Annotated in this window: 16 protein-coding genes; 6 read left to right on the forward strand and 10 right to left on the reverse strand. The window is 68.8% G+C overall.

Annotated elements, in window-relative coordinates:
- Positions 1 to 154: 154 nt before the first annotated feature.
- A complete protein-coding gene (locus AC07PF_RS17755) occupies positions 155 to 7132 on the forward strand; it encodes an ExeM/NucH family extracellular endonuclease (RefSeq protein ID WP_494612746.1) in 6978 nt (2325 codons plus the stop codon).
- A gap of 33 nt (positions 7133 to 7165) precedes the next feature.
- Here AC07PF_RS17755 and AC07PF_RS17760 read toward each other — a convergent pair whose 3' ends face one another.
- The gene (locus tag AC07PF_RS17760) at positions 7166 to 8044 is read right to left on the reverse strand and encodes a LysR family transcriptional regulator (protein WP_494606792.1); all 879 of its coding nucleotides are present in this window, start codon (positions 8042 to 8044) and stop codon (positions 7166 to 7168) included.
- Positions 8045 to 8201: 157 nt separating this feature from the next.
- Between AC07PF_RS17760 and AC07PF_RS17765 the strand changes: the two genes are divergently transcribed.
- A complete protein-coding gene (locus AC07PF_RS17765; protein ID WP_494612747.1) occupies positions 8202 to 8387 on the forward strand; it encodes a hypothetical protein in 186 nt (61 codons plus the stop codon).
- 8 nt (positions 8388 to 8395) lie between these two features.
- Here the strand turns inward: AC07PF_RS17765 and AC07PF_RS17770 are convergent, their stop codons facing one another.
- A complete protein-coding gene (locus AC07PF_RS17770; protein WP_494612748.1) occupies positions 8396 to 9328 on the reverse strand; it encodes a LysR substrate-binding domain-containing protein in 933 nt (310 codons plus the stop codon).
- Between the two features lie 116 nt (positions 9329 to 9444).
- On the opposite strand from AC07PF_RS17770, the gene AC07PF_RS17775 reads away from it, so the two are divergent.
- Together AC07PF_RS17775 and AC07PF_RS17780 are read left to right on the forward strand one after the other, a co-directional pair.
- Positions 9445 to 10533 (forward strand): tartrate dehydrogenase, encoded by a 1089-nt coding sequence (locus AC07PF_RS17775; protein WP_494612749.1) that lies wholly within the window; start codon positions 9445 to 9447, stop codon positions 10531 to 10533.
- A gap of 65 nt (positions 10534 to 10598) precedes the next feature.
- On the forward strand, positions 10599 to 11867 hold the full coding sequence (locus AC07PF_RS17780) for a glycerate kinase type-2 family protein (protein WP_494612750.1): 1269 nt from the start codon (positions 10599 to 10601) through the stop codon (positions 11865 to 11867).
- Positions 11868 to 11944: 77 nt separating this feature from the next.
- On the opposite strand, the gene AC07PF_RS17785 is transcribed toward AC07PF_RS17780, so the two are convergent.
- From AC07PF_RS17785 to apaG, 5 genes are all read right to left on the reverse strand, one after another.
- Complete coding sequence (locus tag AC07PF_RS17785; protein WP_007850935.1) at positions 11945 to 12928, reverse strand: Bug family tripartite tricarboxylate transporter substrate binding protein; 984 nt, start codon at positions 12926 to 12928, stop codon at positions 11945 to 11947.
- Between the two features lie 193 nt (positions 12929 to 13121).
- Positions 13122 to 14246: a YbdK family carboxylate-amine ligase gene (locus AC07PF_RS17790; protein WP_007850937.1), complete on the reverse strand. Its 1125-nt coding sequence runs from the start codon at positions 14244 to 14246 to the stop codon at positions 13122 to 13124.
- Complete coding sequence (locus tag AC07PF_RS17795; RefSeq protein ID WP_007850939.1) at positions 14243 to 15502, reverse strand: cation:proton antiporter; 1260 nt, start codon at positions 15500 to 15502, stop codon at positions 14243 to 14245. Before AC07PF_RS17795 ends, AC07PF_RS17790 begins: the two co-directional genes overlap by 4 nt.
- A gap of 332 nt (positions 15503 to 15834) precedes the next feature.
- Positions 15835 to 17823 (reverse strand): transporter-like protein TlpB, encoded by a 1989-nt coding sequence (tlpB, locus tag AC07PF_RS17800; protein ID WP_494612751.1) that lies wholly within the window; start codon positions 17821 to 17823, stop codon positions 15835 to 15837.
- On the reverse strand, positions 17820 to 18227 hold the full coding sequence (apaG, locus tag AC07PF_RS17805) for a Co2+/Mg2+ efflux facilitator ApaG/CorD (RefSeq protein WP_007850946.1): 408 nt from the start codon (positions 18225 to 18227) through the stop codon (positions 17820 to 17822). The genes tlpB and apaG overlap by 4 nt, the downstream gene beginning before the upstream one ends.
- Positions 18228 to 18256: 29 nt before the next feature.
- Between apaG and rpe the strand changes: the two genes are divergently transcribed.
- Complete coding sequence (gene rpe, locus AC07PF_RS17810) at positions 18257 to 18937, forward strand: ribulose-phosphate 3-epimerase (RefSeq protein ID WP_494612752.1); 681 nt, start codon at positions 18257 to 18259, stop codon at positions 18935 to 18937.
- An 18-nt stretch (positions 18938 to 18955) separates the two neighbouring features.
- Here rpe and AC07PF_RS17815 read toward each other — a convergent pair whose 3' ends face one another.
- The 3 genes from AC07PF_RS17815 to AC07PF_RS17825 form a co-directional block, all read right to left on the reverse strand.
- A complete protein-coding gene (locus AC07PF_RS17815; protein WP_007850950.1) occupies positions 18956 to 19345 on the reverse strand; it encodes a hypothetical protein in 390 nt (129 codons plus the stop codon).
- Positions 19346 to 19494: 149 nt separating this feature from the next.
- The gene (locus tag AC07PF_RS17820) at positions 19495 to 21645 is read right to left on the reverse strand and encodes a sensor histidine kinase (protein WP_494612753.1); all 2151 of its coding nucleotides are present in this window, start codon (positions 21643 to 21645) and stop codon (positions 19495 to 19497) included.
- On the reverse strand, positions 21642 to 22367 hold the full coding sequence (locus tag AC07PF_RS17825) for a response regulator (RefSeq protein WP_145697068.1): 726 nt from the start codon (positions 22365 to 22367) through the stop codon (positions 21642 to 21644). Before AC07PF_RS17825 ends, AC07PF_RS17820 begins: the two co-directional genes overlap by 4 nt.
- Before the next feature lie 228 nt (positions 22368 to 22595).
- On the opposite strand from AC07PF_RS17825, the gene AC07PF_RS17830 reads away from it, so the two are divergent.
- Positions 22596 to 23915, forward strand: a complete 1320-nt coding sequence (locus AC07PF_RS17830) for an SPFH domain-containing protein (protein WP_494612754.1) — start codon at positions 22596 to 22598, stop codon at positions 23913 to 23915.
- Positions 23916 to 23957: the final 42 nt, after the last annotated feature.

Here is a 23957-nt window from a genome sequence, read left to right on the forward strand (position 1 = left end):
GGTGACATACCACTGCAACACAGGCTGCCTAGAGTCAGCGGTTCGCGGCCCGGACTCCTTGTCCGCAGGCCCACTCCTCCTGCGCGGTGAAAAGGACTTTCGCCAGCGCCTCCCCATTGACCTATACACCCGCACGCATGCGGAGGAAACGAGCATGACCACCGTCTACCACGCCCTGTCGACCAGCAATTTCAGCCAGGACTGGACCAATACCGGGCTGATCACCACCGCCAATGACTGGAGCGGTGTTCCCTCCACCATGGGATACCTGGGCAACGGCTTGACGGCGTCGACCGGCGTCGACCCTCAGACCGTGGTGGCGGACGGGGCGGGCGGTACCGTGGGCGTCTTTGCCCAGGCGCTGGTCACCAGCTCGTCTGGCGGGGCCGCCGAATTCGATGGCCTGGCCAATCCTGTGGTCGGGCTGCAGGGCTCCGGTTCGGCCAACGCGCCGCACCTGGTGGTCCACCTGGATGCCTCTGGTCGCAAGGACATCGTGGTGAGCTACACCCTGCGCGACGTGGACACCACCGCCGACAACGCCGTCCAGCCCGTGGCATTGCAGTACCGCGTGGGCAACACGGGCAATTTCGTCAATGTGCCTACCGCCTCCGTGGCGGACGCCTCGAACGGCCCGTCCCTCACCAAAGACACCCCGGTCTCGGTCACATTGCCTGCCGATGCCAATGGTGCGGCCCAGCTGCAGCTGCGCATCATCACCACCAATGCGGTGGGCAACGATGAATGGATCGGCATCGACGACATCGTGGTGAGCTCCACCGCCGCCGGGCCCGTCGGCCCCAGCCTGGCCTACAGCGGCAGCATCAACGAATCCCAGGCCTTCGACGGCCATCTGGCCGCAGGTTCCAAGATTACCATCACGCTCACTGGCGAGACCTTCACCGGCGCCGATGGCGCCAGCCTGCTGTCCGCAGCCACGGTCAGCAATGTGCCCGCAGGCCTCACCGCCGTGCTCACCCGCACCAGCGCCACCACGGCCGAACTGGGCTTCACCGGGACCGCCAACAGCCATGCCAACGCCAACGACGTCAACAACCTGACGGTCACGTTTGCCGATGGCGCCTTCACCGGCGGATCGGCTGCCGGTGTCACCAACGCCACCAAGAGCAACCTCAGGATCGACTTTGCCGACCTGGGCTCGGCCGGCAGCCAGCAGACCTTCAGCCCCAACACCGGCACCACGGCGGGCAGCTCCGACGCCTCGGCCGCGCTGGCGCTTGACGCCAACTGGATGGTGGTGGGCGACGACGAAGCCAGCGTGCTGCGCGTGTACGACCGTGCCGGCGGACCGGCCGTCAAGGAATGGAACTACGGCACCGCCCTGGGCAATGGCGGCGAACTGGACCTGGAAGCCGGCACGCGCATTGGCGACACCTTCTACTTCACCGGCTCGCACAGCAACAACAAGAGCGGTGCGGACCAGGACAGCCGCGAATTCATCGTGGCCGTGCAGATCACCGGCACGGGCGCCGACACCCAGTTCACCTACCTGGGCAAGCACAGCGGTCTGGAAGCCCAGCTCGTGGCCTGGGACCAGGGCAATGCACACGGCAAGGGTGCGAACTACTTCGGCTTCGCGGTGTCTTCGGCCACCGGTGTGATCCCCGAGAACGTCAACGGCTTTTCCATCGAAGGCATGACCGCCTCGCAGGACGGCAGCAAGCTGCTGGTGGCCTTCCGCGCGCCACAGACCGACGCCAACACGCGCGACAAGGCCGTGGTGCTGGAGCTGGCCGTGGCGGGCCTAGTGGATGCCAGTGGCGGCTCCGCACCCAACGTCAGCGCCGTCCACGAACTCAACCTCGGCGGCCGCGGCATCCGTTCCATCGAGAAGGCGGGCGACGGCAGCTACCTGATCCTGGCCGGCCCATCGGGCTCGGCGAGCAACGAAGTCACCCACGACTTCCGTCTGTTCCGCTGGGACGGCGTGGGCACCACGCCCACCGAGCTGGACGTGAACCTCGATACCCTGCGCGACCCTACAGGCGGCAGCTTCGAGACCATCGTCGACGTGCAGAGCACGGCCCAGGGCACCCTGGTGCAGTTGCTGCAGGACAATGGCGACAGCACCTGGGGCGGTTCCACCGCGTCCAAGGACCTGCCCGCAGCACAGCAGAAATTCGTGGGCAACTGGGTGCAGATCGGCGCCGATGTCGCCGACAGCACGGGCCCCACACTGGCCAGCAGCACGCCTGCCGACGATGCCGCCAACTTTGGCAAGAGCGCCGACATCGTGCTGCGCTTCAATGAGGGCGTGGCACGTGGCACGGGCGACTTCGTGATCAAGAAGGTCAGCGACAACAGCGTCGTGGCGACGATCGCCGCCACCGACACGACCCAGGTCACGGTGGCCTTCAATACCGTCACCATCAACCCGACGGCCGACCTGGCTGCGGGCACCGCGTACTACGTCGAAGCCGTGTCCGGCACCCTCAAGGACCACTACGGCAACAGCTGGACCGGCCTCACGGGCAATGCGGCGCTGAACTTCACCACCTCGGCCGCCCCTGCGCCCAAGCTGCTGATCACCGAAGTCAACTCCAACGCCACGCCCGGCGACTTCTTCGAGCTGTACAACTACGGCAGCACGGAGATCGACCTAACTGGCTGGAAGTGGACCGACTCCGCAGGCGTTTCCGGCACGATGGGCAGCTTTGCCAGCGGCACCAAGATCGCCGCCGGCGGCAAGCTGGTGGTGGCCGGTGAGACGGCGGACCCCACCGCACTGAAGACCGCCTGGGGCCTGGACGCCGGCACCAATGTCGTCGCCGTCGGCGGCCCCGGCCTGGGCAAGGGCGATGGCGTGGTCATCCTGGACGGCAGCGGCCAGGTGGCGACGGCCCTCAACTACGGCGGCGCCGCGTTCACCAATGGCAGCACGACGGTGAACCCGCTGGCCGAGAGCGGCGGGGGCGTGGTCAGCGTGACAGAGCACGCGGGCGTGGCCGTGGGTGGCACGGCCACCGCATCCGCCGTGTGGGACGGCGTCTCCACCACCAACCCGACCTACAAGGCCGCTGTGGTGGGCGAACTGGGCGCTTTTGCACAGACCGGCATGCCGGCCAACATCGGCTCGCCCGGAACGCTGGTGGTTCAAGCGCCCAAGCTGCTGATCACCGAAGTCAATTCCAACGCCACCCCGGGCGACTTCTTCGAGCTGTTCAACTACGGCACGACCGAGATCGACCTGTCTGGCTGGAAGTGGACCGACTCGGCCGCCGATCCGACCAAGCTGGGCACGTTTGCCAGCGGTACCAAGATCCCTGCCGGCGGCAAGCTGGTGGTGGCCGGTGAAGTCACCGATCCCGCCGCGCTGAAGGCGGCCTGGGGCCTGGATGCCAACACCAGCGTCGTGGCCGTGGGCGGTCCGGGCCTGGGCAAGGGCGACGGCGTGGTGATCCTCGACGCCAACGGCCAAGTGGCCACGGCCATCAACTACAGCGGCGCGGCCTTCACCAATGGCAGCACGGCGGTGGCGCCCATGTCCAAGACCGGTGGCGGCGCGGTGACCGGCTCCGAGCACGCGGGCGTGGCCTTCGGCGGCACGGCCACCACCTCGGCCGTGTGGGACGGCCTGTCCACCACCAACCCGACCTACAAGGCTGCCGTGGCCGGCCAACTGGGCGCCTTCGCGCAGACCGGAACGCCGGCCAACATCGGATCGCCGGGCCTGACCAGTGCCCCGGCCCTTCCACCAGGCGCGGCCCCGAGCTACACGCAGACCTTCGAGAACGCCGCAGGCTTCAGCGAGTTCACGGTGTTCAGCAAGGATGCCGACGCGGCCAGCAGTTGGTACTACAGCGCGGCCACCAAGACCGCCGAGGTCAACGGCTTTGGCGACACCGCCAATGCCAACGACTGGCTGGTCTCCAAGGCCTTCAACCTCGACGGCACGAGCGCCGAGTTCCTGAGCTTCAGCACCTGGACGCGCTTTGCCGACACCGGCATCGCCGACCCCGAGGTCAAGCTCTACTACTCCACCAACTACAGCGGCTCGGGCGACCCCACGGCCGCCACCTGGACGCAGCTGTCCTACACCCATTCGCCGGCAGACAGCCAGACGACCACGCCCTCGGGCCTGATCGACCTCTCGGCCATCCAGGGCGCGAATGTCCACTTCGCGTTCCAGTACCAGGCGTCGGGCACGGGCTCCAACACCGCCTCGAGCTGGCGCGTGGACGACTTCAAGATCGAGAGCTTCACAGGCCCGGTGGTCTCCATTGCCGCCACCAGCGCCGACAAGCCGGAAGGCAACAGCGGCACCACCAACTACACTTTCACCGTGACGCGCGCGGGCGATGCCTCGGCCGCTGCTTCGGTGCAGTGGGCCGTGGCGGGTTCGGGCGGCTCGCCCGTTGCGACCGATGACTTCGTGGGCGGTGCACTGCCCTCGGGCAGCGTGAGCTTCGCGGCCGGCGAGACCAGCAAGACCATCACCATCGGCGTGCAGGGCGACACCCAACTGGAGCAGGACGAAGCCTTCACCGTCACGCTGTCGGGCGCATCGGCGGGCACCACCATCATCGGCGGCGCTGCGCAAGGGCTGGTCCGCACCGACGAAGCCCCGATCACCAAGATCCACGAGATCCAGGGCAGCACCGACACCGCGCTGCTCATGGGCAACACGGTCACCATCGAAGGCATCGTGACCGGCTACGCGCCCAACCTGCAGGGCTTTTACGTGCAGGAAGAGACGGCCGACTACGACGGCAATGCCGGCACCTCCGAAGGCATCTTCGTCTACTACGGCAGCACCCCCATCGCGGGCCTGGATGCGAACAGCGTGGGCGACAAGGTGCGCATCAAGGGCACGGTGGCCGACTTTCGCGGCCAGACACAGCTCACCGCCCCCACGGGCTTCACGCTGGTGCAGGACAACGCCGGCCTGCCCGCTGCGGCGGTGGTCACGCTGCCCGTGGCCAGCGCCGTGGACTGGGAGGCCTACGAAGGCATGCTGGTGACCGTGCAGTCCGGCACCGCCGGAGGCAAGCTGGTGGTCACCGACAACTACAACCTGGGCCAGTACGGCCAGGTCACGCTGACCTCGGACGCCGTGCAGTCGCAGTACACCGAACTGCATGCGCCCAGCGTCAGCGGCAACACCAACTACCTGGCCGAGCTCAAGAAGGACCAGATCATCCTGGACGACCTGAACGGCTCGCAGAACCCCGCGACCCACATCGGCCGCGGCGGCCAGCCGCTGTCGGCCAGCAATACGCTGCGCGCGGGCGACAGCGTGGCCAGCGTGACCGGCATCGTCGACCAACTGGTGGACGCGGCCGCCGCCACGCACGAAACCAGCTACCGCGTGCAGCCCACGCAGGCCGTGAACTTCACGGGCGACGCGCGTCCCACCGTGGCCGACATCCCGGCCAGCATCCGCAATGCCGAGATCAAGGTCGGCTCGGCCAACGTGCTCAACTACTTCACCACGCTGGGCACCGGCAGCTTCACCACACCCGACGGCGCCACGCAATCCGGCCGCGGTGCCACCAACAGCGCCGAACTGGCACGCCAGCAGGCCAAGGTGGTGGAGAACCTGGTGGGCATGGACGCCGATGTGCTGGGCCTGATGGAGGTGCAGAACAACGGCTTCGCCGACGGCAGCAGTGCCCTCGACGCGTTGGTGGATGCGCTCAACGCCAAGGCCGGTGCAGGCACCTATGCCTACATCAAGGCACCCTACAACGATGGCGCCAAGGCCGGAGATGCTGCGACCGCAGGCACCGATGCCATCATGGTGGCCATTGTCTACAAGCCCGGCAAGGTGACCCCGGTGGGCCAGGCCGCCGTGGCCGACCCCACCGTGTACACCGCGTTCTCGGCCGCCTTCGGCAGCCGCGTTCCGGTGGCCCAGACCTTCAAGTCCAACGCCGACAACGAAGAGTTCACCGTGGTGGTGAACCACTTCAAGTCCAAGGGCAGTGTGCTCGATGCCGACATCGGCGATGGCCAGGGCGCCAACAACCTGGCCCGCGTGAAGGCCGCCGAGGACCTGTCCGCCTGGCTGGCCACCAAGCCCACCGGCACCACCGACAGCGATGTGCTGCTGGTCGGCGACTTCAACGCCTATGCCAAGGAAGACCCGATCACCAAGCTGGCCGCCAACGGCTACACCAAGGTCTCCACGGGCAACTCCTATTCGTTCGACGGCCTCTGGGGATCGCTCGACCATGCGCTGGCCAGCGGCAGCCTGGCCGGCCAGGTGAGCGGCACCTACAAGTGGGGCATCAACGCCGAAGAGCCGGCGGTGCTCGACTACAACATGGAGAACAAGAACGACGCGCAGGACGCCAGCTACTTCAATGCCGACCCCTACCGTTCGAGCGACCACAACCCGATCCTGATCGGCCTCAACCTCGGCAGCTCGCCCGCATCCGGTGGCGGTGGCACGCCCACCCCGCCGACCATCCCCGTCATTCCCCCCACGGCGCCTGGCGAGCCGGCCACACTGCAGGGCTCCAGTGGCAACGACACCATCGTCGTGCCGAATCTGCCCCTGACCCGCGTGGTCACCGGCGGCGGCGCCGACACGGTGACGGGCGGCTCGGGCGTGGACACGGTGGTGGTCTCCGCGACGCTGGCCGACGTGCTGCGCCTGGGCATCAGCCAGGACAGCAGCGGCAAGGTAGTGATCAACACCCCCACGGGCCCCGTCACCCTGAGCGGCGTGGAACGCGTGGAGCTGCAAGGCAGCCTGTTTGCCTTCGACGTGGCGCTGCCCAGCGCGACCAGCGAGGGCGGCAAGACCGGCCAGATGCTGGCCCTGGCCTACACCATCTTCGGCCAGAAGCCGGACACCGCAGCCCTGAGCCAGTGGGTGCACAAGGCCGACAGCCTGGCGGGCCTGGACGCGCTGGCCCAGTCCTTCATCGATGCGCTGGCCCCCGGCATCGGCAATGACGGCCTGGTGGGCTTCCTGTTCCAGAGCGTCACGGGCGTGGCCCCCACGGCCCAGCAGGTGCAGGAGTTCGCATCGCTGATCGGCCCTGGTAAGGCCTATGCCACGCAGGGCGCCTTTCTGGCGGCGGTGGCCAAGCTGCCGATCGCCACGGAAGGCCTGGCCGAGCTGGTGGGTGTGGTGCAGCCGCTGGACGCCAGCGCATTCTGAGCGCCGCAGGGGTGCATGCTGGCCTGGCCTGCGTCAGGCTGGCGGGCCCGCGAACCACTGGGCCCAGTGGTCGATGCAGGCCTTGATCTTGGGCAGGCGGTGCCTGCGCGTGAGCGTGATGGCGTGGATCGGCGAGGGCTGCTCGTCCACCCACGCGCGCAGCACGGGCGCCAGCACGCCCTGCTGCACCAGCGGCTCGGCCACCAGCGTGGCCAGCCGTGCAATGCCCAGGCCTTGCAGCGCCAGGCGCGCCGTGATGCCGGTGCTGCCGGAGCGCCAGTGCCCGTCGGCCACCACCACATGCGGTTCACCGTCGACGATGAAGGGCCAGCGGTTGAGCTGGGCCACGGCGCTGTTGGTGATGAGTCGGTGGCGGTGCAGCTCGTCCGGGTGCTGCGGCGTGCCGTGGGCCTGCAGGTAGGCCGGCGTGGCATAGAGCCGGCGCACCAGGGTGCCCAGCGGGCGGGCCACCACCGTGTCGCTGGTCGGAGGGCCGGTGCGGATGGCGATGTCGATGCCATCGCGCGCCATGTCGGCCATGCGGTCGTCCACCACGAGTTCGACGCGCAGCAGCGGGTGCGCCTGCTGCAGGCTGTCGAAGCTGGGGATCAGCAGGTGCTCGGCCACCACCGAGCTGGCGGCCACGCGCACCGAGCCGCTGGCCTGGCCGCTCTGGCTGGCGAACTCGCCTTCGAGCTCGTCCATGGTGCTGGTCAGGCGCCGGCAGTATTCGAGAAAGGTCAGCCCCTCGGCCGTGGGCGTGAGGCCGTGGGTCGAGCGGTGGATCAGCCGCGCATTGCAGGCCTTCTCGATGCGCGCCAGCGTGCGTGACACCTGGCTCACGGGCACGTCGCGCTCGCGTGCCACGGCCGAGAGCGAGCCCAGGTCCGCCACACGGACGAAGAGGTGCATGTCTTCAAAGCGGATATCGCGCATGGGCCAATGGTAGCGGCACCCATCGCAGGCGAGGGCGGCTTTGCAGCTGGCGCAAAGCGCTGTTGCAGCCCGGGGCGTTGCCCCGAGGACTTGCCTTTCCTACAGTCACGGCATCTTGGAAAGGGAGGCCCCCATGCCGCCGCACACTGAATGGAAACTGTCCGATTACCTGCGCTGCAGGCAGGCGGCGGTGCAGCAGGCGAGCAGGCTGCGCAACGAAGCGCTGTGGAGCGCCCCCGGCATGCTGTGGCGTGGCTGGGGCCGGTTGCTGGGCGCAGGCCGGCGCTGGTGGCACCGCCCGCATGGATGGCGCGCCTGAGCGCAGCGCTACCCGGCCTGGGCCGTGCCCGGCGGCTGGGAGAACGCGTGCCCCACGAAATCCACGAAGGCGCGCACCCGCGCCGCCAACTGGTGGCGCTGCGGGTAGATGGCGTAGATGTCCGCATCGGGCGTGAAGTACTGGGGCAGTACCGGCACCAGCCGGCCATTGCGCAGATGGCGCTCGATGTCCCACTGTGCGCGCATCAGGATACCGTGGCCGTCCAGGGCCCAGTTCACGGCGATCTCCCCATCGTTGGTGGTGAGGCTGCCACGCGTCTTGACCGCCTCGACCTGGACGCTGCGGCCCCGGCCGCTGGAGAGCCGCCACACCCCATAGGCCTCCTCGCCCTGGCGGATGCCGATGCAGTTGTGCTTGGTGAGGTCGTTGGGCACCTTGGGAATGCCATGCTGGGCCAGGTAGGCCGGGGACGCGCAGAGGAGCCGGCGGTTCGGCGCCAGGTGCCGCGCGATGACACGCGAGTCCGGCGGTGCGCCAAAACGGATGCAGACGTCGAACGCGTCTTCGGTCAGCGCCGGCGGGTTGACCGACAGCTGCAGCTGCACTTCCAGTTCGGGGTACTTGCGCACGAATTGCGAGATCAGTGGCGCCACATGGCTGCGTCCGAAGCCCAGCGTGGCGTTCACCCGCAGCAGGCCCTTGGGCACCGCCTTGGAAACCCCCAGCAGCTCCTCCATGCCATCGATCTCGCCCAGGATGCGCCGCGCGTTCTCCAGGTACAGCTCGCCCTCGGGCGTGAGGCCCATGCGCCGCGTGGTGCGGTTCACCAGCGCCACCCCGAGCCGAGACTCCATCAGCGCCAGGTGCTTGCTCACGGCCGGCGTAGTGATGCCCATCTCACGCGCGGCAGCGCTCAGGCTGCCGGCGCTGGCCAGCGAGGAGAAGAAGCCCAGGTCCGCGGCTTGGATGCCCTTGCCCATCGTGCCTCCCATTGTTGAATCCAGGTTAACGATGGATTGAATATTAGCGTGAGCGCAGGGCCTGCGGTGTTCCTACAGTGGCGGCATCGATTCACATCCCGCACGGAGACACCCCCATGAAGACCTACCAGATCGCGACCATTCCCGGTGACGGCATCGGCAAGGAGGTCGTGCCCGCGGGCCGGCAGGTGCTGCAGGCCCTGGCCGCCGCCCAGTCCTCCTTCCGCTTCGAGTTCGAGGATTTCGGCTGGGGCGGCGACTACTACCGTACCCATGGCGCGATGATGCCTGCGGACGGGCTCGATGCCCTGCGCGGCAAGGACGCCATCCTGTTCGGCTCGGCCGGCGACCCGCACATCCCCGACCACATCACGCTCTGGGGCCTGCGCCTGAAGATCTGCCAGGGCTTCGATCAGTATGCCAACGTGCGGCCCACGCGCATCCTGCCGGGCATCGACGGTCCGCTCAAGCGCTGCGGGCCCGACGACCTCAACTGGGTCATCGTGCGCGAGAACTCCGAAGGCGAGTACGCCGGTGTCGGCGGGCGCGTGCACCAGGGCCACCCCATCGAGGCCGCCACCGACGTGTCGATGATGACGCGCGCCGGGGTCGAGCGCATCATGCGCTATGCCTTCCGCCTGGCCCAGTCACGGCCGCGCAAGCTGCTCACGGTGGTCACCAAGAGCAACGCCCAGCGCCATGCCATGGTGATGTGGGACGAGATCGCGGTACAGATCGCGAAGGAATTCCCCGACGTGGCATGGGACAAGGAACTGGTCGACGCTGCCACGGCGCGCATGGTCAACCGCCCGGCCACGCTGGACACCATCGTCGCCACCAACCTGCACGCCGACATCCTGAGCGACCTGGCCGCCGCGCTGGCCGGCAGCCTGGGCATCGCGCCCACCGGCAACATCGATCCCGAGCGCCGCTACCCCTCGATGTTCGAGCCCATCCACGGCTCGGCCTTCGACATCATGGGCAAGGGCCTGGCCAACCCGGTGGGCACCTTCTGGTCGGTGGTGATGCTGCTCGAGCACCTGGGCGAGCACGCCGCCGCCGCGCAGGTGATGGCCGCCGTGGAGTCCGTGACCGCCAACCCGGCCCTGCACACGCGGGACCTGGGCGGCAGCGCGACCACCGCCCAGGTGACCGATGCCGTCTGCGCACAACTGGGTGTGCAGGCACAGCGCAAGGCCGCTTGAGGTCCGCACCTCTCCCCGGGGCCCTGCGCGCCCCGCCTGCTTCGCCGCGGGCCGACCGGAATCCGATGATGCATGGGGATACGCCGCAAGCCCTGCTGCGCCGCATGTTCGACGCAGCCATCGCAGCCGCACAGCCGGCGCTGTGCGTGCCACCCCACCTGCCGCTGCCGCCCAGGGGGCGGCTCGTGGTCATTGGTGCGGGCAAGGCCTCGGCTGCCATGGCGCGTGCGGTCGAAGACCACTGGCCCGGTCCGCTGTCGGGCCTGGTGGTCACACGCTACGGCCATGCCGTGCCTTGCCAGCGCATCGAGATCGCCGAGGCTGCACACCCCGTGCCCGATGCGGCGGGTGAGCAGGCGGCACGCCGCATGCGGGCCCTGGTTGCCGGCCTCACGGCCGACGACCTGGTGCTGTGCCTCATCTCCGGCGGAGGCTCCTCGCTGCTGCCGCTGGCCTTGCCGGGCATCACGCTGGCCGACAAGCAGGCCCTCAACCGCAGCCTGCTGGCCAGCGGCGCCAGCATCGCCGAGATGAACTGCGTGCGGCGCCACCTCTCGGCCCTCAAGGGTGGGCGGCTGGCGCTGGCCTGCGCGCCCGCGCGTGTGGTGAACCTGCTGCTCTCCGACGTGCCGGGCGACGATCCGGCCGACATCGCCTCCGGGCCCACCGTGCCGGACCCGAGCACCTGTGCCGACGCGCTCGCCATCCTGCGCCGCCATGGCATCGCGGTGCCGCCGGCCGCGCTCGACCTGCTGGCCAGCGGTGCGGGCGAAACGCCCAAGCCCGGCGCTGCCGGCCTTCCCTCCATCGAGACCCGCCTCGTCTGCACGCCGCAGATGGCACTCGAAGCCGCTGCGGCGGTGGCACGCGAAGCGGGGTGGAACGCCCACATCCTGGGCGATGCGATCGAGGGCGAGTCGCGCGATGTGGCCCAGGTGCTTGCAGGCATCGCGCTGCAGGTGGCACGGCGCGGCCAGCCCTTTGCCAGGCCCTGCGTGCTGCTGTCGGGCGGCGAGACCACGGTGACCCTGCGGGGCCAGGGGCGAGGCGGACGCAACGTGGAATTCCTGCTGGCCCTGGCCATCGCACTCGGCGGCGAGCCCGGCATCCATGCCCTGGCCGGTGATACCGATGGCGTGGATGGCCAGGAGGAAATCGCCGGCGCCACGCTCGCACCCGATACCCTTGCACGGGCACGCGCCCTGGGCCTGCGCGCCCGCGACCGGCTCGACGACAACGACGCCCACGGCTTCTTCGAGGCCCTGGGCGATGCCATCGTCACCGGCCCCACGCTGACCAACGTGAACGACTTCCGCGCGATCCTGATCCCATGAAAAAGGTGCAGGCTCTGCGAGAGCCTGCACCCTGTGGGACAGCGCAGGGCCCGGTCTCCCGGGCGCCACCGCGGGCTTCAGTCGATCGAGACCTTCGCCTCCTTCACCAGGCGGGCGTACTTGGCCGTGTCATTGCGGATCTGGGCCTCCATCTCGGCCGGCGTGTTGCCGATGGGCTCGGCGCCGATCTCCTCCATGCGCTTCCTGAAGTCCGGCGACTGGATGATCTTCACAAGCTCGGTGTTCAGGCGCGTGACCACCTCCTTGGGCGTGCCTGCGGGCGCCATGATGCCGAACCAGGTGCCCTGGTCGAATTCCTTCATGCCCGATTCCGCGAGCGTGGGCACGTCGGGCAAGGTGCTCGAGCGTTTGGCCGTCGTCACCGCCACGGCGCGCAGCTTGCCCGCCTTGATGTGCTGCACCACCGGCGTGAGGGTGTCGAAGGACATGTCGATCTGCCCGCCCAGCAGGTCGGTGGTCAGCGGCGCGCTGCCCTTGTAGGGCACGTGCAGCAGGTCCACGCCGGTCAGGCCGGCGAACTGCGTGCCGATCAGGTGCTGCACCGTGCCGTTGCCGTTGGAGCCGTACGAGAACTTGCCCGGCGCGGCCTTGGCCAGCGCGACCACACCCTTCACATCGGTGGCTGTGGACTTGGCATTCACCACCAGCACATTGGGCACCAGCGCCACCGTGGTGATGGGCGCGAAGCTCTTCTCGAAATCGTAGGGCAGCTTGCGGTACACGCTGGTGGCGATGGTGTGGTGCACCGCGCCCATGAGCAGGGTGTAGCCATCGGCCTTGGCCTTGGAAACGTAGTCCGCCCCCAGCGTGGCACCGGCGCCGGGGCGGCTTTCGACGATCACCGCCTGGCCCAGGCTCTGCCCGAGCCGGTCCGTCAGCGCACGCGCCAGCACGTCGGAACTGCCTCCGGGCGGGAACGGCACCACCAGGCTGATGGGCTTGGTGGGCCAGGCCTGCGCGAAGGCGGTGGGGGCGGCAAGGCCCAGGGCGAGCGCGGCGAGAGCCGTCAGCCTTGCGCGAGGTGAATGGGGGGCGTTCATGGTCCTGTCTCCTGATGGTTTTCCCCGGTCGGGGAAGCCCGCAGTCGGGTGCTGCGGTGCGTGGCACCATCATGCGTGGGCAGGTCTGGAGTGCGCGGGCGCGAAGTTAATTCGCCCTTAACTGCAGGTGAACAATCAGGCCGGTCCCAGTGGCATTGCACTCAGGGCCATGGCCGCCCTGGAGCCGAGCCGCTCAGGCGTGCGCGCCGCGAAAACGCTGCGCGGCCTGGCGGCTGACCTCGGCCAGCAGCTGCTCCTCGCGCTGGCGCTCGCGCAGCCAGCGTGCGTCGTTCTGGCCGGCCTCAGTCTCGGTGCGCAGCATGTGCATGGCATTGGCCGCGCCCTGCATGGCGGCATGGCTGGCGATCTTGTCCATGGTCATCATGATGTGCTCGCGCAGCGGCATGTGGTCGCCGGTGGACGGGTCCACGTACACCGCGTCCATGCCGAAGCGGCAGGCCTGGAAGCGGTTGTAGGTGTAGACCAGGTAGTCGTCCTCTTCGGGCATGAAGGGCTGGTCCGCGAGGAACCAGGCACCGAGCGACTGCACATAGCCCGCCAGGGCCGCGGCGCGCTCGATGGTCAGCGGCGTGTCGAACACGCGGATCTCGATGGTGCCGAACTCCGGCTTGGGGCGGATGTCCCAGTAGAAGTCCTTCATGCTCTTGACCACGCCGGTGCGCGTCATCTTGTCGAAGTAGGCGGTGAAGTCCTCCCAGGTCAGCGCGAACGGTGCCCGGCCCGACAGCGGGAAGGCGAACACCGAATTCAGGCGTGCCGAGTCGAAGGCCGTGTCCTGGCCCTGCACGTAGGGGCTCGATGCCGACAGCGCGATGAAGTGCGGGATGTAGCGTGACATGCGGTGCAGCATGAGCAGCGCGGCATTGGCATCGGGGCAGCCGATGTGCACGTGCTGGCCGAAGATGGTGAACTGCTTGGACAGGTAGCCGTACAGCTCCGACAGCTCGCGAAAGCGCGGCTTGTCGTAGATGCGCCGCTCGTGCCACTGCTGGAACGGATGTGTGCCGCCGCCCACCACGGCGATGTTGAGCTTGTCGGCGCTCTTGACCAGGGCATCGCGGATCGGCGTGAGCTGGCCCAGCACCTCGCTGGCCGAGTGGCAGATGTCGGTGGAGATCTCGATCATGCTGTTCGTCATCTCGGGCACCACACTGCCGGGCAGCGGTGTCTTGTGCATCAGGCGCAGCATGTCCTCGGCGTAGGGCGCGAGATCGTAGTCGTTGGTGTTGACGAGCTGCAGCTCCAGCTCGACGCCCAGCGTCAGCGGTTCGGAATGGTTGAAGGCTTCAAGGCTCACGCGTTGTCTCCGTTGCTGCTGGTGGCGGTGTTCGACAGGGGCGCCCAGGGTTTCGAACTCTCCCCTGCGCGGTAGATGGCCACGGTGGCGATCACCGCGCCCAGCACCTCCATCAGCAGGATGGCGGGCAGGGCAACGCGGGCGATCAGGTGGCCGGTGGAAGGCGAGGCCACGACGAACTGCGAGGCGATCAGCAGGGCGATGGAGGACATGGGCGTCATCGCGCCGCCGACCCACAGCGCCTGGCGCCAGCTGGCACCGCTGCCCACGTTGCCCAGGGCCACGCCCAGCACCTTGGCCACCAGGCGCACGGCGATCAGGGCCAGCACCACGCCGGCCACGGGGCCGCTCCAGTCGGCCTGCGCGGCCACGGTGGAGACCAGCACGAACATCAGCATGGTCAGCAGCGACGAGGCATTGCCCAGCTGGCGCGGCCAGGCCCAGGGGCGTGGGTTCACCTGCTTGAGCAGGATGCCGCCCAGCAGTGCGGCCAGCGGGGCCGATCCGCCCATGTGCGCGGCCACGGCCGTGCCGGCCGCGATCAGCGCCAGCAGCAGCATGGAGGTGTTTTCGCTGGCCGGGCTCATGATGCGCAGCGCCATGCGCATCACCAGCGCCAGCGCGGCCGCCACCACCACCGAGACGCCGAGCACCACCACCACGGGGTACATGGTGTCCAGAAGCGTCAGGCTCTGGCGGTTGATCTGCTCGGCGCGGGCACTGCCCAGGGTCAGCGCGTACAGCGTGGACAGGGTGGCGAGCACGATGGCGCGCTCGGTCACCGGGCCGGCGGCGCGGGTGTCGGCCACCACGCGCGTCAGCACGGCCGGCGAGGCGGCCAGCGCCACCAGGGCCAGCGGGCCGGCCACCTGGGTGGGCTGGTTGAGCCATACCAGCACCCAGTACACGGCGAAGTAGGTCAGCGTGGATTCGGCGATGCTCTGCACCAGCACCATGGGGTTGTGGCGGAACCAGCGCAGCGGAATGCGCCCGCCGCACTCGAACAGCACCAGTGCGATCCCGAGCTCCAGCAGGAACAGGCCGATGCCCTGCAGCGGCCACAGCGCGCCGCTGAAGCCGGCCAGGCCCGCGGCCGTGCCCACCAGCGAATAGCCCACCACCTTGGGCAGGCCGGTATGGCGCTGGCACAGGTAGCCCGCCACGGCGGCCACGGCCAGCAGCAGGGACCATTGCACGGTGGGGAGCCCGGCCGAGGGGCGCAGCCACTGCGCCCAGAAGCTCAGGATTTCATTCATGTAGGTGACCTCTGCATGGCGCGGGCGCGGCAGGCGCCCGCGGGTTGATTCTTCGGCGGCACGGCACCACCGGTGCGGTGGCCCGTGCCGGGCGGTACCGGCCAGATCACATCGGTGCGGCGCGGCATGGTGCACAGCCATGGCCCGGCCGACAGACAGCGGCTGCGCACCGTTACCTTAACGTACCCTGCAGAGACCTCAGGAACCGTTTTGGCTTTGCGCACCGGCCGAGGGCTGCCAGGGTGCGCCTAATTTAACTGTCTCCATCCGTGCTTCTTGTAGGACAGTTTCGAGCTTTGTAAGGGGCTGTGCGCAGTCTGTTGCGGGGTGTTTCAAGGCCCGGGGGCAGCGCGCCCGCGCCCCGGCATGAAGAAGCTCAAGGGGTCAGCACCCAGACGCCGGCGGATGGCGGCATAGATGCGCGAGCGGTCGACGCCACTCACGCTTTGTGCGCGCATGGCCAGGCTGAAGGCCAGGTAGAAACTCACCATGACGTTGAGAGCGCCGATCAGCGGAATGGCGGCCACGGCCCACCAGAAGGCCTGCATGTGCAGCACGGCCACGCCCAGGGTTGCGCAGGCCGCGCCGATCTGCCCGGTGGACAGCGTCACGTGCCGCACGTCCAGGCCCAGGCCGAAGAAGCCTGCGATGGCCGGCACCAGGCCGAGCATGAAGCCGAGCGAGATGTTGGCCGCGAAGCCCGAGAGGTTTTCGCGCAGGAAGCGCGCCCAGCGGGCTGCGCGCGCATGGCCCAGCAGCCCGGTGATGCGCGGGTTGTAGTGCATGGCCGAGTCCAGCCGGTGCAGCACGAACCAGTTCTCTGTCCAGCCCGCGATGATGCTCGACAGGAACAGCAGCACCCCGGTGAAGGCGGCGAAGAACAGCGAGGGCCCGAGCAGGTGCAGCGACTCGAACACATGCTCGGCCTGCTTCTCCGTGATGGCCGGCGCGCCGGTGGCCTGCGCGATCAGCAGGGCGAGGGCCAGCACGGCCGGGAAGACCACGAGCACATTGCCCAGCACTGCGGCCACCTGCGAGCGCACCAGGTGGGTGATCTCGTCGACGAAGGACTCGATGGCATCGCTGGCCCCGAGCTCCTTGAGCTTGGCGGCCATGGCCGGTGCCGTCATCGCCGGCTGCTTGGTGGCCACCGTGAGGTGCAGCAGCTGGATCAACACGAAGGTGACGGCGTAGTTCACGCCCGCCCAGAAGCCGCCCCAGAAGGCCGACAGTGCCAGCGCATACAGGCCGAACTTGGCCAGCGTGGTGAAGGCCATCAGCGCCCCGCCGCCGGCCGCCTTCTTCACCATGGAGCGGTACTCGGCGCCCGTGCGGGTGATGTAGTGCTCGCCCGTCTCGGCACTGCGCTCGGCCACCTTGGCCGCGAGCAGCGAGGAATTGGAGGCGAACAGTGCGCGCAGGCTGCGCCGCTCCTGCCCCACCAGCACCAGGCTGGCCATGAGCTTGGCGGCCGTCAGCGCCGGCTGGGGCGACAGCAGGCAATCGAGCAGCAGGCGCACGCGCAGGATGCGCTCGCGCAGCTGGCGCAGGCGGAACACCAGGCCGACCGAGATGCCGTTGTCCTCGAAATGCGTGTACACAGTCGCGGCCGCCGCGCGGCAGGCCTCGAGCCGCTCGCGCAGGCGCTGCACGGCGGCATCGAGCCGCTCGGGTGTGCGCAGGCCGTGCAGCACTTCCACGCGCAGGCTCTCCACATCGTGGATCAGGGCATGGAAAGGCTGGGACTCGCGCGCCGCCTCGCTCATGCGCAGGCGCAACTCGGGTGCAAAGCCGGTCGAGAGGATCTGCCCTGCGCAGTAGGTGGTGGCATCGAGCAGGGCCTTCTGCCAGCGCGAGGCGCCACCCGTGTCCGTGGGCGCCAGCAGGTGCACCAGGCGCGTGAGCTGGGCTTCCTCCAGCGCGGCCACCCACTGGGCGTCGAACCCGCCCGGCAGGGCCAGCATGAACAGTTCCGAGGCATCGATGGTCTCGGGGCTCGCCGGCAGCAGCTTGGTGCGCAGGCGCTCTGCCACCTCACTGGCCAGTGCCGTGCGCGGCGCAAAGCCGAAATCGGCCAGCAGCGTGGTGATGTCCACCGTGTCCACCAGCACCGCCCACCACGCCTGCAGCTTGGCCTGCACCTCGGGGCGGGTTTCCACCGCATCCAGGAACAGCTGCAGCCGGCCGATGGCGCCCGGCACCGAGTCGCGCTTGCCGCGCACCCAGTCGAGCAGGCCGATCAGCCACAGGTGGCGGTGGGCCAGGTCGGCGGCCGGGTCCAGCTGCGCCAGGATGCTGGCGAGGTCGACGCTGCGGCTCAATGCAGCACCCGGCCGGTCAGGGGCTGCCCCGAAGGGCCCTGGTTGATCGCCTCCAGCATGAACAGGTCCACCTTGGCGTCGAAGGGCTCGCCTTCCTCGCCCACGCAGTGGAAGGTGCCATGCATGGTGCCGCTGGCCGTGCGCAGGCGGCAACCGCTCGTGTACTGGAACGACTCACCGGGCTTGAGCAGGGGTTGGTGCCCCACCACACCCAGGCCCTTGACCTCCTCGGTGTGGCCGCGCGAATCGCTGATGATCCAGTGGCGGGAGATCAGCTGCGCGGGCGCATCCCCGGCATTGGTGATGGTGATCGTGTAGGCGAAGCTGAACACTCCCGTGTCCGGGGCAGACTGCTCCGGCAGGTACTCGGGCTGCACCTGCACGTCAAACTGGTACTTTGGCATGGGCGAATGGTAACTGCGACAATCGGGGCATGAGCCGACCTTTTCGCATAGCCCCCTCGATCCTCTCCGCCGATTTCGCCCGCCTGGGCGAAGAAGTGCGCAATGTCATTGCCGCCGGGGCGGACTGGATCCACTTCGACGTGATGGACAACCATTACGTGCCCAACCTCACTTTCGGCCCCATGGTGTGCCAGGCGCTCAAGCCGCACGCCAAGACGGCCGATGGAACCGCCATTCCGGTGGATGTTCACCTGATGATCGAGCCCGTGGATGCCCTGGCAGCCGCGTTTGCCGATGCCGGCGCCGACTACATCAGCTTCCACCCCGATGCCTCGGGCCATGTTCACCGCAGCATCCAGGCCATCCGCTCCAAGGGCGTCAAGCCCGGCCTGGTGTTCAACCCGGCCTCGCCGCTCGACGTGCTGGACTGGGTGATCGATGACATCGACCTGATCCTGATCATGAGCGTGAACCCCGGTTTCGGAGGCCAGAGCTTCATCGACTCCGCCCTGCGCAAGATCGAGGACGTGCGCCGTCGCATCGACGCTTCCGGCAAGGACATCCGCCTGGAAGTGGATGGCGGCATCAAGACGGACAACATCCGCCGGGTGGCGGATGCAGGGGCCGATACCTTCGTGGCAGGCAGCGCCATCTTCGGCAAGCCGGACTACAAGGGCGTCATCGACGCCATGCGTCTGCAGCTGGGTTGAATTCGCCGCAGGCGATCTTTACTTGGCGGGAACGATGATCGTGGTCGTCGTTGATTCGCGCAGCACGCCGCCGCCAGAGACCGAGCCACTCACGGCACTGCTCTCGACGCGGCGCACACACTCCGAACGCTCCTGCGCGTTCTGGAAGGCATTGCAGCGGTCGGTGCCGTTGGCTGCGGCGATAGGGCCGGGGTCGCTCAGTTGGCCCTTGCGCGATGCATCGAGCGCGTTGGTGGCCTCGCGCATGCAGGTCGCCATGCTGTCCTGGGTGTTGTTGGTCATGCACTTCTGGCGGTCCTGCTCATAGCGGGCAGTGGCCTCCGAAGAAGCTGTCTGGGCCGAAGCGGCGCCAGAAGCCACCAGCAGGGCAGCAGTGAGGACTGGGGCGAAAAAAGCGAAACGTTTCATGGCGAGGGCTCCTTGCGCAGGGCGCAAATGACAGGGGTGCAACCAAGTTGCAAAAGGATGGATGCAGCGTAGCCCCGCATCCCCTGGCACCCTGTCGGACAGCGCCCACCCCGGCCGTGCGCCGTGGCGCCTTCTTCCTGCGGCCTTGCCTAGCCCAGCCGCTGGAACGTCAGAATGAACGCCGCCCCATCGGCCGTGTTGCGCGCATTGATCGTGCCGCCCATCTTGGCCATGTAGGTCTTGGCCACGAACAGCCCCTGGCCCCGGTGCTCGCCTTCGCCCACGGGCGTGGGCAGGTCGGGGTCGGACACACCAAGCTCGAAGATGCGGCCCAGCAGGTCGTCGGCAATCGTGGCCCCCACGTTGTGCAGCGTGGCGCTGGCGGTGGATTCCGACGCCGTGAGCGTGAGCGTGATGGCCGTGCCCGCGGGGCGGTAGCGGTCGGCATTGCGCAGGATGTGCGTCACCACGTCCTCCAGCGCAAACTCGTCGGCGCGCACGATGACTGCGCCGGCGCCTCCGGGGTACACCACGTCCACGATGCCCGCGAAGTGCGCGTTGTCCGCCACATGGCGCAAGAAGGCGTCGAGGTCCAGCCGGCCCTGCGGCACGTCGGCCGCCTGCAGCGCCTCGGCCGGCGAGGCCGTGCCATAGAGCACGTGCACCGCCTGCTGCATGCGCTGCACGTAGCGGTGCCCCGGGTCGCCCGGCCCGCCGTGCAGCACCATCAGCGACTGCAGCGGCGACATGATCTCGTGGCCCACGGCGTGCCACATGTCGCGCTCCTGCTGGGCGCGCAGCTGTTCGCGCTGGATGTCGTCCTTCACGCGCTGCAGCAGGTCGGCCAGGCCGCCCGCAAGAATCCCGAGCTCGTCCGAGCCGCGCAGGTCCGAGACGTCGAGGTCCCCGAGGCGCGGGCCGATGTGCCCGTCCTGCACGTTGTAGGAGACGGCGGCCGCGCGGCGGGTGAGGGCGGTCACGCGGCGCAGCAGCCCCACTTCCACGATCAGCCAGGCCAGCGCGATCGCCGTCAGCATGGCCCCGAGGTACCAGGACATGCGCGTGGCCACCGCCGCCAGGCCCTGCTCCAGCCCGCGCAGGTTGCCGGTGAAGCTGACCACATAGTTGCCCGTGGGCGTATCGAGGATATCCAGGCCCGCCGGCGTGGCGCGCGCATCGGGCGCATCGAGCGGCAGCCAGCTCACCAGGCGGATCAGCCAGGGCGCCGAGGGCTCGGCCTGCACCTCGCTGCCCTTGAGGGTGAGCGCGCGCTCCTCGCCTTCGCCCATCTTGCGCACCTGCACCTTCTCGCCGGGAAGCAGGCTGCGCGTGACTTCCGCCAGCGAGGCGCCGGGTTGCGCACCGGGGGCATTGCTGTCGAACAGGGCCGGGCCCTCACCGGGCGCGAGCATCTCCACGCGCACGCGCATGCTGCCCAGGTCCTCGGGCGGCCACACCAGGCGCTGGTCCTTGCGGAACAGCGCTTCGCGGAACAGCTCCACCGGCAGGCGGATGGAATAGAAGCTGCGGCGCTGGCAGTCGGGCGCTGCACCGGCCAGGTCGCGGCACTGGCCGTTCTGCCACAGCCAGCCGCGGAAATCGCGCACCGGGCGCGCGCGCACATCGAGGGTGTCGCTGCCTGCGTCCACAAAGCCCGTGAGCCGGCCACGCGCTCCGGGGCTGGTGCCGGCCGCCGTGCCGCTGGCCGGCGCCATGGCCTCGAACGGTGCCACCCAGCGGCTGGTGGTGCCGCGCATGTCCAGCGTCACGCGGGCGCGGTGCACGGCCGCCAGGTCCAGCGCACCGCGTTCGCGCGCCGCCAGCTCGCCGGCATAGAAGCTGCCCACGATGTAGATGAAGCCGCCCGCGTACGGGTTGTTGCCGATGGCCGCGCAGACCGAAGACCCATCGGGGTACAGCACCGAGCAGCCGGCCATCTCCACCGCCTGCTGGGCCTTGTTCTGGTCGTCGAAATCGATGGCCGAATAGGGCAGCAGCAGCGGGGCCAGCGGCGTGGCCCCCTGGCCCAGGCTGGCCGAGTTGAGCAGCGCCAGTTGCCCCGAGGGGTGGCGCAGCCGCGCCATCACCTCGGCCTGGCTGCGCTGAAAGCCGTGCTGGTAGCTCTGCCAGGCGCGCTCCTTCTCTTCGCGCAGCAGCACCACGCTGAGCGCCACGGTGGCCACCGCGAGCAGGATGAAGACGCTGCGCACGAGGATGCGCAGGCGAAAGGCCGGCAGCCCCAGGCGCGGCATTTCGAGCCGGGGCATCTCCAGGCCGGGGCGCAGCAGGCGCTTGATCATGTCTTGAGGCGGCCCTGCGCCAGCGGCGAGCCGACCCAGCGAAAGCCGCGCATGGGCACGTTCTCGATGCCCTCGAAGCCCGGGTCCACCTCGCGCAGGGCCTCGCGGATGGTGCTCACGTGCTTGCGCACGTTGTCGCGGTTGCGCCCGCTCTTGACCACCTCGAACAGCTCGTCGTACGACACCACCTCGCCGCTGCGCTGGTGCAGCGTGGCCAGGATGCGCTGCGCCGTGAGCGGCAGGTTGATGCGTTCGCCGCGCCAGGTGGGGCTGCGTTGCCACAGCGGGTCGAGCACCAGCGCATCGCCGGGAGCGACCGCCGCAACGGCGGCGGGTTGCGCCGCCTGCGTGGTGCGCAGGATGTCGAGGAAGGTCTCGATGAAATCGGCCTCCTCGAAGGTCGTCTTCTGCAGGTAGTCCCAGGCGTCCAGCGCCTTCATGATGCTGCGGTAGATGGCCGCCGGCATGGCCGAGACCACCAGCACCGGCGTGCCCTGGCGCAGCTTGTTGATGGCGTTGATCAGCGCCACGCCGGCATGGCGCTCGCGGCCGAGCTCGATGTCCAGCACCACTGCGTCGTAGTGCTCGCGCGCCAGGGCCGCCTCGGCCTCGTCGCGGGTGAACCACTGGTCGATCACGATGCCGCTGCGCGCACTGCGGATCCAGCCGGCCAGCTGGTTGCTGGTGGGCAGGTCGTCTTCGATCACGGCAATGCGGGTCATGGAGGGGCTCTGGAAGTGGTCCTGCGCGGATTATCCCGGCCCCCTGCCGGCAGCGGTGTGAGTTTTTCTTCCGCGGCCGGAACGTTTGCACGGCCGGCGTGAGCGCTTTGGTGGGGGCGCCGCATTGTTGCTTCCGGGGGGAATGCGAAGAATTGGACACCAATGCAGCACAGGAATCCGGCGCTGCAGAACAGCCACCCACCGAACCGAACTGAAGAGGGAAACACCATGAAAGCCACCTGGAACCGTATCGTCCGCGCCCTGCGCCGCACCCCTGCCTCCGCCCCTGCCGTGGAGCCCACCCTGGACGGCGTGCAGGACGACACCGCCGCGATCGCTCCCCTGGCTGCCTCCCGCCCCCTGGCCCTGCCATCGCCCCGGGTCATCGGCTGGCTCGTCGCCGGTACGGCGGTGGTGGCTGCCGGTGCCATGGTCTACAGGAATCCCCCGGTGCAGCACCTGGACCAGGGCGAACTCGGTGTGCGCGTGAACCAGGTCACCGGCTCGGTCAACCAGTGGCGCGACGGCAGCGTCTGGGTGCTGCCTGGCCTGCACAGCGTGCGCGTGTTCTCCCTGCGCGACCAGACCTACCGCCCCGAGCAGATGCGCCAGGCCAATGGCGGCGCACCGCTGCAGTCGGTCGAAGGCCTGTCCTTCGGCCTGGACCTGGGCGTGCGCTATGCGCTCGACCCCGCCAGCGTGGCCTCGCGTTCGGGCAGCCTGCCCGACAACATCGGTGCCGAGATCGTCGAGCCCGCCGTGCAGGGCCTGATCTACAAGGTGTTTGCCCGCTACACGGTGCGCGAGATCTTCTCGACCAAGCGCGCCGAGATCCAGCAGATCATCGAAACCGAGCTGCGCACCCGCCTGGCCGCCGACGGCGTGCTGCTGCGCCACGTGCAGATCGGCAAGGTAGACCTGCCCGCCGAATACCGCCGCGGCATGGACAGCCTGCTGGCCGAGGAACTGGCCTCCGAGAAGATGCGCTACACGCTGGAACTCAAGGACAAGCGCGTGAAGGAAACCGAGCTCGACGCCAGTGCCGACAAGGTGCGTCGCGAGGTGGCCGCCGAGGCCGCCGCGCGCGAGCAGGTGATCGCCGCCCGCGCCCAGGAAGAAGCCATGAAGCATGTGCTGCCCTTCAAGCAGCGCCAGATCGAGCAGCGCCAGCTCGAAGCCGAAGCCGAGAAGGTCTCGCGCATCAAGGCGGCCGAGGGCAGCGCCCAGGCGCGCCGCATCGAAGCCAACGGCGAAGCCGATGCGCGCCAGAAGTTGGCCGAGGCCGAGGCCTACCGCATGGACCGCATCGGCAAGGTCAACGCCGAGCAGATGGCGCGCGAGGGTGCCCTGGTCACGCGCCACCCGCTGCTGATCCAGAAGACGCTGGCCGACAAGCTCTCGGACAAGATCCAGGTCATCATCGCGCCCCCGCCGACCAATGGCGACTTCATTGGTGCCGCGCTGCTGGGCGGCAACCGCAATGCCCAGGCCGTGGCCGCACAAGCCAATGCCGACGACGCAGCCGCCGCCCAAGCCACGGAGCAATGAGCATGAACCGCACCACCCTCACCCTTGTCGCGGCCATTGCCT

Source organism: Acidovorax sp. GW821-FHT10A04, from assembly GCF_059415825.1.